General features: G+C 71.9%; 10 protein-coding genes and 1 riboswitch. Of the genes, 4 read left to right on the top strand and 6 right to left on the bottom strand.

What is annotated here, in order from left to right; translation table 11 throughout:
- Positions 1 to 79 precede the first annotated feature (79 nt).
- Together dprE1 and dprE2 are read left to right on the top strand one after the other, a co-directional pair.
- The gene (gene dprE1, locus QF034_RS25385) at positions 80 to 1,462 is read left to right on the top strand and encodes a decaprenylphosphoryl-beta-D-ribose oxidase (protein ID WP_307177100.1); all 1,383 of its coding nucleotides are present in this window, start codon (positions 80 to 82) and stop codon (positions 1,460 to 1,462) included.
- 19 nt (positions 1,463 to 1,481) lie between these two features.
- A complete protein-coding gene (gene dprE2, locus QF034_RS25380) occupies positions 1,482 to 2,237 on the top strand; it encodes a decaprenylphospho-beta-D-erythro-pentofuranosid-2-ulose 2-reductase (RefSeq protein ID WP_086565116.1) in 756 nt (251 codons plus the stop codon).
- Between the two features lie 12 nt (positions 2,238 to 2,249).
- Here dprE2 and QF034_RS25375 read toward each other — a convergent pair whose 3' ends face one another.
- The 6 genes from QF034_RS25375 to QF034_RS25350 all read right to left on the bottom strand — a co-directional run bounded on the left by QF034_RS25375 (position 2,250) and on the right by QF034_RS25350 (position 10,318).
- Positions 2,250 to 2,828 (bottom strand): 2'-5' RNA ligase family protein, encoded by a 579-nt coding sequence (locus QF034_RS25375; RefSeq protein WP_307177099.1) that lies wholly within the window; start codon positions 2,826 to 2,828, stop codon positions 2,250 to 2,252.
- A 142-nt stretch (positions 2,829 to 2,970) separates the two neighbouring features.
- Complete coding sequence (gene trpS, locus QF034_RS25370; protein ID WP_307177098.1) at positions 2,971 to 3,984, bottom strand: tryptophan--tRNA ligase; 1,014 nt, start codon at positions 3,982 to 3,984, stop codon at positions 2,971 to 2,973.
- A 115-nt stretch (positions 3,985 to 4,099) separates the two neighbouring features.
- Positions 4,100 to 5,548, bottom strand: coding sequence for a glycine hydroxymethyltransferase (locus QF034_RS25365; RefSeq protein ID WP_307177097.1), 1,449 nt, complete (start codon positions 5,546 to 5,548; stop codon positions 4,100 to 4,102).
- 32 nt (positions 5,549 to 5,580) lie between these two features.
- A riboswitch (ZMP/ZTP riboswitch) is annotated at positions 5,581 to 5,666 on the bottom strand.
- 152 nt (positions 5,667 to 5,818) lie between these two features.
- Entirely contained in the window at positions 5,819 to 8,563 is a 2,745-nt protein-coding gene (locus tag QF034_RS25360) for an alpha/beta hydrolase (RefSeq protein ID WP_307177096.1), read from the bottom strand.
- 197 nt (positions 8,564 to 8,760) lie between these two features.
- Positions 8,761 to 9,942 (bottom strand): glutathionylspermidine synthase family protein, encoded by a 1,182-nt coding sequence (locus QF034_RS25355; RefSeq protein WP_307177095.1) that lies wholly within the window; start codon positions 9,940 to 9,942, stop codon positions 8,761 to 8,763.
- A 16-nt stretch (positions 9,943 to 9,958) separates the two neighbouring features.
- Positions 9,959 to 10,318, bottom strand: coding sequence for a hypothetical protein (locus QF034_RS25350; protein ID WP_307177094.1), 360 nt, complete (start codon positions 10,316 to 10,318; stop codon positions 9,959 to 9,961).
- 144 nt (positions 10,319 to 10,462) lie between these two features.
- Between QF034_RS25350 and QF034_RS25345 the strand changes: the two genes are divergently transcribed.
- Complete coding sequence (locus QF034_RS25345) at positions 10,463 to 11,317, top strand: DMT family transporter (RefSeq protein ID WP_307177093.1); 855 nt, start codon at positions 10,463 to 10,465, stop codon at positions 11,315 to 11,317.
- A gap of 79 nt (positions 11,318 to 11,396) precedes the next feature.
- Positions 11,397 to 11,975: an antibiotic biosynthesis monooxygenase gene (locus QF034_RS25340; protein ID WP_307177092.1), complete on the top strand. Its 579-nt coding sequence runs from the start codon at positions 11,397 to 11,399 to the stop codon at positions 11,973 to 11,975.
- Positions 11,976 to 11,999 lie beyond the last annotated feature (24 nt).

Here is an 11,999-nt window from a genome sequence, read left to right as displayed (position 1 = left end):
TCCCATTAATCACCCGTTTCGGGGAGGGATGCCATGTTCTCGAACTAATAGCTCACACAGGGGCGATACGGTCACGGACATGTCTGCCGACACCGATTCCGACCCGGACGTCATGGGCCTGGACCACGCCACCGTCACCGGCTGGGGCCGCACCGCTCCCACCGCCGCCCGGCTGGTCCGCCCGCGCACGTACGAGGAGGCCGTGGCGGCCGTCCGCGACTGCGGGGCCCGCGGCGGGATCCCCCGGGGCCTGGGACGGGCGTACGGGGACGCGGCGCAGAACGCGGGCGGGTCCGTGCTCGACATGACGGGCCTGGACCGCGTCCACGCGATCGACGCCGACGGCGGCACCGTGCTGTGCGACGCGGGCGTCTCCCTGCACCGGCTGATGGAGGTGCTGCTGCCGCTCGGCTGGTTCGTGCCGGTCACCCCCGGCACGCGCTACGTCACCGTCGGCGGGGCGATCGGCGCCGACATCCACGGCAAGAACCACCACCTCTCGGGCTCCTTCGCGCGACACGTCCTGGCCCTCGAACTGCTCACCGCCGACGGCGAGATCCGCACGGTGATCCCCGGCACGCCGCTGTTCGAGGCCACCGCGGGCGGCATGGGACTGACCGGGGTGATCCTCACCGCGACGATCCGGCTCCAGCCGGTCGAGACCTCGCTGATGTCGGTCGACACCGAACGGGCGGCGGACCTCGACGACCTGATGGCCCGGCTGGCGGCCACCGACCACCGCTACCGCTACTCGGTCGCCTGGATCGACCTGCTGGCCCGGGGCGCCGCCACCGGCCGCGCGGTCCTCACCCGCGGCGACCACGCGCCCCTGGACGCCCTCCCCGCCCGCTTGCGCCGGGACCCGCTGTCCTTCCGCACCTCCCGCCTCCCGGCCGCCCCCTCCCTCCTCCCCGAGGGCCTGCTCACCCGCACGACCGTGGGCCTCTTCAACGAACTCTGGTACCGCAAGGCCCCCCGCACGCGGTCGGGCCGACTCCAGCGCATCTCCGCCTTCTTCCACCCCCTGGACGGCGTGCCGCACTGGAACCGCGTCTACGGCCGGGGCGGTTTCGTGCAGTACCAGTTCGTCGTCGGCTACGGCCAGGAGGACGCCCTGCGCCGCATCGTGCGCCGGATCTCCGAACGCCGCTGCCCGTCCTTCCTGGCCGTCCTCAAGCGCTTCGGGGAGTCCGACCCGGGCTGGCTGTCCTTCCCGGTGCCCGGCTGGACGCTGGCGCTGGACATCCCGGCGGGCCTGCCCGGCCTCGGCGCGTTTCTCGACGAACTCGACGAGGAGGTCGCCACCGCTGGCGGCCGCGTCTACCTCGCCAAGGACGCCCGGCTGCGCCCGGACCTGCTCGCGGCGATGTACCCGCGGCTGGACGACTTCCGCGCCCTGCGCGCCGAGCTGGACCCGCACGGGGTGTTCGTGTCCGACCTGGCCCGCCGCCTCCATCTCTGAGCGATCCCTAGGAGCTGTCATGAAGGACGCCTTCGGTCTCCCCCAGTCCCTGCTCGTCCTCGGCGGTACGTCGGAGATCGCGCTGGCCACCGCCCGCCGGCTGATCGCCCGCCGCACCCGCACGGTCTGGCTGGCCGGCCGCCCGTCGCCCGCCCTGGAGGAGGCCGCCGGGCAGTTGCGCGGGCTGGGGGCGGACGTGCACACCGTCGCCTTCGACGCGCTCGACCCCACCTCCCACGAGGCCGTGCTCGGCAAGGTCTTCGCCGAGGGCGACGTCGACATGGTGCTGCTCGCCTTCGGCCTCCTCGGCGACCAGGCCCGCGACGAGCGGGACCCGGAGGCGGCGGTGCGGGTCGCGCAGACCAACTACACCGGCGCGGTCTCGGCGGGCCTGGTGTGCGCCCGCTCGCTCCAGTCCCAGGGGCACGGATCGCTGGTCGTGATGTCCTCCGTCGCGGGCGAGCGGGCCCGCCGCGCCAACTTCATCTACGGCTCCAGCAAGGCCGGCCTCGACGCCTTCGCGCAGGGGCTGGGCGACGCGCTGTACGGCACGGGCGTGCACGTCATGGTCGTCCGCCCCGGGTTCGTGCGGACGCGGATGACCGCCGGGCTGCCCGAGGCGCCACTGGCGACCACGCCCGAGGCGGTGGCGACGGCCGTCGAGCTGGGGCTGCGGCGCCGCTCGGAGACGGTGTGGGTGCCGGGCGCGCTGCGCGTGGTGATGGCGGCGCTGCGGCACCTGCCGCGCGGGGTGTTCCGGCGGCTGCCGATCTGACCTACGGGCGGATCACCAGGTCGGGACCGAGCCGCGCTCCACGTGTCCGGCCTGGGGCGGGACGACCGGGCCGCCGAAGGGGAACTCGCGGAGCTTGCGCCAGACGCCGTCGGCGCCCTGCTCGTAGAGGGCGAAGCCGGTGCACGGCCACTCGGCCTCGTAGCCGGCGAGTTCCTCGAAGGCGCGGTCCATCGCCGCGTCCTCGATGCCGTGCGCCACGGTGACGTGGGGGTGGTACGGGAACTGCAGTTCGCGTGCGACCGGCCCGGCGGGGTCGCGGACCTGCTCCTGAAGCCGCGTGCAGGCCTCCGCACCCGAGACGACCTGGACGAAGACGACCGGGGACAGGGGCCGGAACGTGCCGGTCCCCGACAGCCGCATCGGGAACGGCCGGCCGGCCGCGGCGACCTCGGCGAGATGCGCCTCGACGGTCGGCAGGGCGGACTCGTCGATCTCCGTCGGCGGCAGCAGGGTGACGTGCGTGGGGATGCCGTGAGCCGAGGCGTCGCCGAAGCCCGCGCGCAGCTGCTGGAGCTCGCTGCCGTGAGGCTCCGGGACCGCGATCGAGACACCGATCGTTACGGTCCCCACGTCGTCTCCTGTCGTTTTGGTGTGCGGGTCGCTGATACGACCACCCGGTTATCGACTGTACGGCCACGACCCGGTTCCAGGCAGGCGCAACCGACGTGATGTACAGCGCTGTGCGGTGGTACGGCTGCGCGCGGGAGCGGGTTCAGTGCTTGGCGGGCAGGAAGCCGACCTTGTCGTACGCGTGGGCGAGGGTCTCCGCGGCGACGGCGCGGGCCTTCTCGGCGCCCTTGGCCAGGATCGAGTCGAGCGTCTCCGGGTCGTCCAGGTACTGCTGGGTGCGCGCCCGGAACGGCGTCACGAACTCGATCATGACCTCGGCGAGGTCGGTCTTGAGCGCGCCGTACATCTTGCCGGTGTACTTCTCCTCCAGCTCGCCGATGGTCTCGCCGGTGAGGGTCGAGTAGATCGTGAGGAGGTTGCTGATGCCCGGCTTGTTCTCGGCGTCGTAGCGGATCACCGTGTCCGTGTCGGTGACCGCGCTCTTGACCTTCTTCGCGGTGGCCTTCGGCTCGTCGAGGAGGTTGATCAGGCCCTTCGGCGTGGACGCCGACTTGCTCATCTTGATCGACGGGTCCTGAAGGTCGTAGATCTTCGCCGTCTCCCGCAGGATGTACGGCTTCGGGACGGTGAAGGTCTGGCCGAAACGGCCGTTGAAGCGCTCGGCGAGGTCGCGGGTGAGCTCGACGTGCTGGCGCTGGTCCTCGCCGACCGGGACCTCGTGCGCCTGGTAGAGGAGGATGTCCGCGACCTGGAGGATCGGGTACGTGAACAGGCCGACGGAGGCGCGCTCGGCGCCCTGCTTGGCGGCCTTGTCCTTGAACTGGGTCATCCGGCCGGCCTCGCCGAAGCCGGTGAGGCAGTTCATGACCCAGGCGAGCTGGGCGTGCTCGGGGACGTGGCTCTGGACGAAGAGCGTGCAGCGGTCCGGGTCCAGCCCCGCGGCGAGCAGCTGGGCGGCGGCCAGGCGCGTGTTCGCCCGCAGGTCCTTCGGGTCCTGCGGGATGGTGATCGCGTGCAGGTCGACGACCATGTAGAACGCGTCGTGGGTCTCCTGGAGGGCCACCCACTGGCGGACGGCGCCGAGGTAGTTGCCGAGGTGGAACGAGCCGGCGGTGGGCTGGATACCGGAGAGCACGCGGGGTCGGTCGTTGGCCATGTTCATCATTGTCTCAGAGAGCTCGGGTGATTCGGGTCGTGGGGAACTGCGGGCCGGCGGGGGCCGGTCGCGCAGTTCCCCGCGCCCCTGGGGACGCTGCCCCTGACGGCGTTCGTCAGCCGAGGTCGATCTCCGGGTACAGCGGGAAGGCCGCCACCAGGTCCGTCGCGCGGTGGCTGATCTCGTCGGCGATCTTCGCGTCGAGGACGTGGGCCGCCTTGGAGGGGGCGCCCGACTTGGTCGTGCCCGGCTCCGTGGTGGTGAGGACGCGGTCGATCAGGCCGGCGACCTCGTCCATCTCCGCCGTGCCGAGGCCGCGGGTGGTCAGGGCCGGGGTGCCGATGCGGATGCCGGAGGTGTACCAGGCGCCGTTCGGGTCGGCGGGGATCGCGTTGCGGTTGGTGACGATGCCCGAGTCGAGCAGCGCGGCCTCGGCCTGGCGGCCGGTGAGGCCGTAGGAGGAAGCGACGTCGATCAGGTTCAGGTGGTTGTCCGTGCCGCCGGTCACCAGGGTCGCGCCGCGGCGCATCAGGCCTTCGGCCAGGGCGCGGGAGTTGTCGACGATGCGCTGGGCGTAGTCGCGGAAGGACTCCTGGCGGGCTTCGGCGAAGGCGACCGCCTTGGCGGCCATGACGTGCGGGAGCGGGCCGCCGAGGACCATCGGGCAGCCGCGGTCGACCTGGTCCTTGAGCGAGTCGTCGCACAGGACCATGCCGCCGCGCGGGCCGCGCAGGGACTTGTGGGTGGTCGTCGTCACGATCTGCGCGTGCGGGACCGGGTCGAAGTCACCGGTGAGCACCTTGCCCGCGACCAGGCCGGCGAAGTGCGCCATGTCGACCATGAGCGTCGCGCCGACCTCGTCGGCGATCTCGCGCATGATCCGGAAGTTCACCAGACGGGGGTAGGCCGAGTAGCCCGCGACGATGATCAGCGGCTTGAACTCGCGGGCCGAGGCGCGCAGGGCCTCGTAGTCGATGAGGCCGGTGGCCGGGTCCGTGCCGTAGGAGCGCTGGTCGAACATCTTGCCGGAGATGTTCGGGCGGAAGCCGTGGGTGAGGTGGCCGCCGGCGTCCAGGGACATGCCGAGCATGCGCTGGTTGCCGAAAGCGCGGCGCAGCTCGGCCCAGTCGGCCTCGGAGAGGTCGTTGACCTGGCGGACGCCGGCCTTCTCCAGGGCGGGGACCTCGACGCGCTGGGCGAGGACCGACCAGAAGGCGACGAGGTTGGCGTCGATGCCGGAGTGCGGCTGGACGTAGGCGTGGCGGGCGCCGAAGAGTTCCTTGGCGTGCTCGGCGGCGAGGGACTCGACGGTGTCGACGTTGCGGCAGCCGGCGTAGAAGCGGCGGCCGATGGTGCCCTCGGCGTACTTGTCGCTGAACCAGTTGCCCATCGCCAGCAGCGTGGCCGGGGAGGCGTAGTTCTCCGAGGCGATCAGCTTGAGCATCTCGCGCTGGTCGGCGACCTCCTGGCCGATGGCGTCCGCTACGCGGGGTTCGACGGCGCGGATGACGTCGAGGGCGGCGCGGTAGGCGGTGGAAGCGGTGGAGAGGGGCTCGGCTGGCATGGGGGACCTCCGGACGTTGCGTTCAGCGTTCACGGTACGGCCCAGGCGCACGGCCCTCATCGGCTGGGCCGCTCCCCGATGGTTCATCCATCCCAGCGCGCCAGTCACGGCCCGGCGATCAGCCTACCGGGTGAGGGGGCGGGGGAGCATCTGCCGGGTGGGCGTCGGTGCCGGGTGGGGGCGTCGTTGTGGCTTGTCTCGCGGTTGTGCGGGGCCCGGACGGACCGGGCCCCGCACAACAGGGTGCTCACGAACCCTCGTACCTCGTGCTCACGGCTTGTCGAGGACCGTCCCCGTCAGCACCGGCCTGCCGGGCAGCGGCTCGGCGTTCCTGTCGGTCAGTGCGAGGCGCATCGACTCGGCCGGCTCGGCCACCTGGTCCCGCACGGTCGGCACGACGAAGTCCACGCCGGTGCTCCCGGGCGGGATGTTCAGCCACACCCACAGGTTCGCGTCGGACAGCGGACGCTCGGGGTCGGGCACGTCACCGGACCAGTCCTGGAGCCACTGCGGGTCCACGTCCTTGGTGGACAGCTCGGCGCCCTCGGTGACCGGAAGCACCCGCACCGGCTCCCAGAGGTCCACCGCCGCGGGCGCGTCCACGGACAACCGCCAGGTCAGCGTCTGTCCCTCGGTCACCCGGTCCGCGACCGGCGACAGGGTGATCACCGGCTCGGGGTCGTCGTTCTCGACGGTGAGCCCGCCCCGGTGCTTGCCGACGACGGCGCCCCGGACGGCCTTGACGGCGATGTCGTGCTCCACGTCGTCGCCGTAGACCGTGTCGCCCTTCACCTCGACCGGCACGTCGATCGCCTTGCTGCCGGGCCGTACGGTCACGAGGCGGTTCTCGGCCCTGCCGCTGTCCGGGTCGAGCACGTACACGCGGACCTGCCCGCTGCCGTGCCCGGAGAGCTCGACCGGGATCCGGTAGGTGCGGGTGCCCGAGTCGCCCTCCTTGACGATCGTGCGGCCCACGTCGACACGCGGCAGTGCGGCCGCCTTCACCGCCGAAGTGCCGGGCGTCCAGCCCCAGGCGTCCATCAGCCAGGCCCGCCCGGACCGCGAACGGGGCGTCAGCTCAAGGGACTTGACGCGCTTGAGATCGAGCCCGGCCCGGGTCGCTGCCGACAGCGGGACGCGCAGCTCCTGAGCCCAGTAGGAGGCGGTGTTCGCGGAGCCCGGGAGCCCGTCCGCCCGGACCGAGCCCAGCGTCACCCGACGGTTGGCGGAGTCGGTGACGGACACGTCGAACTTCGTGCCGGTCGTGTTCGGCGGTACGAAGAGCCGGAGCGCGAGCTTCTGGGAGCCGCGGAGGGAGAGCGGCTCGGCCGGAGTGAGACGCGCGGCCCGGCCCGGCGCGGACCACTTCAGGCCCACCGCGCCGCGGCCGGTCTCCTGTTCCGTCTCCCACGACGCGAAGTGCGGTGACGCTCCGGGGGTCTTGGGGTCCAGACAGGCCACGGCCGGGTCGGGGTCGATCGCCGAGCACAGCCGGGCGCCGGTCACCTTCGCCCCGCCGTCCGGCAGGAAGCCACCGCTGCGGCGGCCGCCGACCGCGTGGGTCAGCACCCGGGCCGGGTCCGCGGACGGGGCCCGCTTGCCGGAACCGTCGAGCAGCGGAAGCACCCGATCGTCACCGGCGAGGAAGAGCCGGGCCGCGGCGGCGATGTACGTGGCGCCCGCCTTGTGCTGCTGGGCGGCGGTCAGCCGGGTCGCGGCACCCGGCGAGCACACCGGGTCCGGCTGCTCCGGGTCGGTCCCGAAGTCGTCCCTGGCCGGTGCGACGGCCTCGCCCGGGGTCCACTCGCTGTTGAAGTAGTTGTGGTTGGCGCCGACCATGTAGACCGCGCTGTGCAGCGCGGTGCCCCGGCTGATCCCCCGGGTGCCGTCGACGAAGTCCTCGCCCTGCAGGTCCGACACGTCGCCGTCGCAGCCCGGCAGCAGCGTCACGGACGGCACGTCGGCGACTGGATTCTGACCGAAGATCGTCGGTCCGATGAGCACGGTCCCGCGCACCTTCCAGCGCACCGGGCCCCGGTAGCCGTCCTCGGCGGCCGGCGGCGGGTAGAGGCTGTCCATGGCGGCCCGGTTGACGCCCTCGCCACCGCGCGAGTGGCCGACGAGCAGGACATGGGAGAGGTCCGCCTTCGCCGCCTTGCGTACGACGGCCGGGGCGGAAGAGCGATGGGCGGCCCAGTCGGCCCAGCGGGCGAGGTGCTGCCGTACCAGCGAGGAACGCGCCTGCGCGCCGGCGTCCTCGGCCTCCCAGTCCTGGGCGTTGATGCCGTTCGCCGAGATCGACACCGTCACATAGCCCTGGGAGGCCAGCAGTCGCTGGTCGCGCAGATAGCCCAGGTGGCTCGGGATCGGCTTGTAGCCGTCCGCACAGGGCCAGTCGCCGGTCACGTCGTCCTCGGAGCCCGGCTTGTAGCAGGTGCCGTGGCGGCCGTGCAGGAACAGCGCGAGCGGCCGGCTGCCGGTGGCACCCTTCGGCGCCACCACCTTGGCGGTCATCTCCACCGGAGCGGCGTACCCGGGCAGGCGCACCGGGGCGAGGTCGTACTGCCCGGTGACCGTGCGGTACGAGCCGGGTTTGCCCGGGTCGACGCCGTTCGCCGGCGCCTGCGCGGGCGTCCGTGCCACGCGCGAGCCGGACCTGTGCGTGTCGTCGGCCGCCGCGTCCAGCCGGCGCCCCGCGGCCGTCACATGAAGGTCCGTCAGCTGCTCGGACCGCGCCTCGCCGACGGCGAGCCGGAAGGTCCGCCCGTCCCTCGCCGGCTTCGGCACCCCGAGCAGCCGGTCCCCGGTACGGAACTCGACCCGCGCGTCCCCCATCGGCACGGCCTTCGGCGCACGCCAGACCAGCTCACGCGCCCCGCCCTCCCCGTCGATCCGCCACCCCGGCGGAAGTGGGTTGTCGTCCGCCGCGCTCAACATCCCCGGTGCGTGGGGCTGTTCCGCCTGTGCCAGTCCGGGCGAGCCCGCCAGGGCCGCCAGCACCGCCACGGCGGTCACACATATTCGCCGGGCACGGATCAATGATCCTCTCCTCAAAACCCCGTGCGCAGACGTCCCGTCGGTCCCGGGCGCCTCTCGCGTCACCTAGGACGGGGGCGGGGAGTCTGTGGGTTGTCTGTGAGGAGACGCCCATGGCGGGCGAGCGATGCGATCAAGCCAGTGCAGCTGATCGCTCTCCGATGCCCGTGGGAGTTCTAAAGGATCACGTGCGGCAGGAAGCGGGCGTATTCGTCCGTGATCAAGCCCGAGCTCTCACGGATGCCCAGGCCCGCCGACTCGTTCTCCACGACCCACGCGCCCAGGACCACGCGGTTGCCGTCGAAGTCGGGGAGCGGGGCCAGTTGCTGGTAGCAGCACGGTTCGTCGCGGAGGGCGGGAGGGGAGCCGGGCTCGTGGATCGTGACGCCCGCACCCTCTCGGCCCAGGAGGGGCTTGGCCGCCCAGCCGTTCGTGGACAGGTCCCGGGGGCCGTCCAGGTACGCCGGGAGGAGGTTGGGGTGGTCGGGGTAGAGGTCCCAGAGGATCGCCAGCAGGGCCTTGTTGCTGAGGAGCATTTTCCAGGCCGGCTCGATCCAGAGGGTCGTGCCCGTGCCGCCGCCGTTGTCGAGGGTGTCCAGGACGTGATCGGCGAAGCGGTCGGTGGTGAGCCACTCCCAGGGGTAGAGCTTGAAGATGCTGCGGATGAAGCGGAGGCGGTTGTCGACGAAGCGGCCGGAGAGGCGGTCCCAGCCGATCTCCTCCATGGCGATCCAGTCGGTGTCCAGACCGGCTTGCTCGGCGGTTTCCTTGAGGTAGGCGACCGTCATCATGTCCTCGCCGAGTTCGTCGGCGGAGGAGTACGCGAAGTACAGGGGGCTGCCCGGCGGGAGGAGGGCGGCCTGTTTCCGCCAGGCGTCGATCAGGCGTTCGTGGAGGGAGTTCCACTGGTCGGCGCCGGGGAAGCGGTCCTCCATCCAGAACCACTGGGGGGATGCGGCCTCCACCAGCGAGGTGGGGGTGTCGGCGTTGTACTCCAGGAGTTTGGCCGGGCCGGTGCCGTCGTAGCGGAGGTCGAAACGGCCGTAGACGGAGGGGAGTTCGGCGCGCCGGTGCCAGGACTCGGCGACCGTGCGGGCCACGCGGGGGTCGGTGATGCCCAGGTCCGCGAAACGGTCCTCCGCGACGATGTGGTCGGCCGCCGCCAGGCACATGCCGTGGAGCTCCTCGACGACCTCTTCCAGGGCCTCGACCTCCGGGAGAGTGAAGGCGTAGTAGGCGCTCTCGTCCCAGTAGGGGCGCAGGGAGTCGTCGGGGTAGCGGGTGAGGGGGTAGATCAGGCCCTGTTCCTCGACGGTCTGCTGCCAGCCGGGGCGGGGGGTGATGGTGCGGCGTTCCATGTGCGTACGACCCCGGTCAGCCGCCGCCGCTGCCGGAACCCGAGCAGCCGAAGCCGCCCCGGTCGACGGCCTCGCTGCGGCTGAAGGTGCCGTTGTCGGCGTAGCGGCCGCTGACGTCGGCGTCGTAGTACCAGTCGGCGTTCGTGCCCTTGGTCTTGCCGGTCTTCTTGCGGCCCTTGCCGTAGGAGGAGGACGAGGATCCGGACGTGCAGTTCTTGTCGGCGACGATCTTGTAGCCGTTGATGTAGTCGTAGCTGTCCCGGTCCACGCAGCGGCGGTCCGGGTCGGAGCCGCAGGCGGACAGGGCCGCCGCGAGGACGCCCATGCCGCCCAGCACCACCGTGCTCGAGCGCAGTCGTCGCCGTGTTTCAGCCATGTGCGTGTCTCCCCGTGTCCCCGTCGTGTACTGCGTGTTCCTGTCATGCACTGCCGAGGGTTCAGCCTAGAGACCGGTGTGAACGGGCGCGCAGGACCCCCGGGCTCACACCCCCTCACCTACTGTCGTTTTGTGATTTTTGGAATGGTGTGCGCCCTTGGCGCGGCGGTCTGCTTCGGTACGGCGACGGTGCTGCAGGCGATGGCCGCGCGGGCGGTGGCGAGCGGTCCCGGCGGGGACGTGGCGCTGTTGTGGCGGGCGCTGCGGCAGTGGCGGTATCTGCTCGGGCTCGGGGTGGACGGGCTCGGGTTCCTGCTCCAGATCGTCGCGCTGCGGTCGGTGCCGATCTACGCCGTGGGGGCGGCGCTGGCCGCGAGTCTCGCCGTGACGGCCGTGGTGGCGGCGTGGCTGCTCAGGGTGCGGCTGAGCCGCATGGAGTGGTCGGCGGTGGGGGTGGTGTGCGCCGGGCTCGCGCTGCTGGGGGCGGCGTCCGGGGCGGAGGGCGACGAGGGCGGGCCGGTCTGGTTGAAGTGGGCGATGCCGGCGGCGGCGGGCGGGGTGCTGCTGCTCGGGGCGGTGGGAGGGCGGCTGCCGGAGCGGGGGCGGGCGCTCGCGCTCGGCCTGGGTGCCGGGCTGGGGTTCGGGGTGGTGGAGGTGGCGGTGCGGCTGATCGACCGGCTGACGCCCGGTGCGCTCGTCACGAACCCGGCGGTGTACGCGCTGCTGCTCGGCGGCGGGGCCGCGTTCCTGTTGCTGACCTCCGCCCTCCAGCGGGGGTCGGTGACCACCGCGACCGCCGCGCTGGTTCTCGGGGAGACGGTGGCGCCCGCACTGATCGGCGTGGTGTGGCTCGGGGACCGTACGCGGCCCGGGCTGGGCTGGCCGGCGGTGCTCGGTTTCCCGGTGGCGGTGGCCGGGGCGCTGGCGCTGGCGCGGTTCGGGGAGGCGCCGGCCGAGCGGGGCGAGGGACCGGAGGTCCCGGTGTTTCCCACCTGCTGAAAAGCTTCACGTTCCGGACGATCGGAAAATTGTTTGTTGAATCTTGAACGCGAGTGAACCGCTTTCCGTATGGGACGGCGTGACCAGTAATCCCGTCACGGTCACCGTGGCCTATCGCGTGACGCCGGGCCGTGCGGCCGACTTCCACTCCTGGGGGTGGGCCATGCTGGGCGCGACCGCGCGGCAACCGGGGTTTCTGGGGGGTGGGGTACTTGTCGACGGAGGGGCGGAGTGGCATGTCGTCTATCGCTTCGCCAGCGAGGGTTCGGCCCTGGCCTGGGAGAATTCGCCCTCCCGGGCACAGTGGGACGCCCGGCTGGACGGACTCGCCCAGGAGGCGGCGCGCAGGCGGGTGCGGGGGGCCCGGGCCTGGTTCGAGGCGCAGACTCTGACACCCGCGCCGCCGGCTCCGCCGTCGAAATGGAAACTGTGGTTCGTGAATATGAGCGCGGTTTTTCCGCCGGTGCTCCTGTTCAATCTGACGGTGCTTCCCTATCTCGGTGACCTCAATGCGCTGATCCGCACGTTGTTGTTATGCCTGTGCGTGACGGCCCTTGTCACCTGGATTCTCATGCCGCGGCTCCAGCGTTTCTTCAGGAAATGGCTGTACCCGTCGCTCCAGGCGCTCCGCGGCCGGCACAAACGCCGGGCCGTGTAGGCCCGCGAACGAACAGAGGGAGGT

The organism is Streptomyces africanus (genome assembly GCF_030816955.1).
In the GTDB taxonomy this organism is placed as follows: domain Bacteria; phylum Actinomycetota; class Actinomycetes; order Streptomycetales; family Streptomycetaceae; genus Streptomyces; species Streptomyces africanus.
The sequence above is the reverse complement of the archived record's forward strand: the minus strand, read 5'-3'. Positions and strand labels throughout refer to the sequence as shown.

What these genes read in the sequence shown, in the direction of transcription:
- QF034_RS25365 (WP_307177097.1), bottom strand. Translation starts at nt 5,548, where the DNA reads ATGCCAGCCGAGCCCCTCTCCACCGCTTCCACCGCCTACCGCGCCGCC.
- QF034_RS25345 (WP_307177093.1), top strand. Translation starts at nt 10,463, where the DNA reads ATGGTGTGCGCCCTTGGCGCGGCGGTCTGCTTCGGTACGGCGACGGTG.
- QF034_RS25350 (WP_307177094.1), bottom strand. Translation starts at nt 10,318, where the DNA reads ATGGCTGAAACACGGCGACGACTGCGCTCGAGCACGGTGGTGCTGGGC.
- dprE1 (WP_307177100.1), top strand. Translation starts at nt 80, where the DNA reads ATGTCTGCCGACACCGATTCCGACCCGGACGTCATGGGCCTGGACCAC.
- trpS (WP_307177098.1), bottom strand. Translation starts at nt 3,984, where the DNA reads ATGGCCAACGACCGACCCCGCGTGCTCTCCGGTATCCAGCCCACCGCC.
- QF034_RS25355 (WP_307177095.1), bottom strand. Translation starts at nt 9,942, where the DNA reads ATGGAACGCCGCACCATCACCCCCCGCCCCGGCTGGCAGCAGACCGTC.
- dprE2 (WP_086565116.1), top strand. Translation starts at nt 1,482, where the DNA reads ATGAAGGACGCCTTCGGTCTCCCCCAGTCCCTGCTCGTCCTCGGCGGT.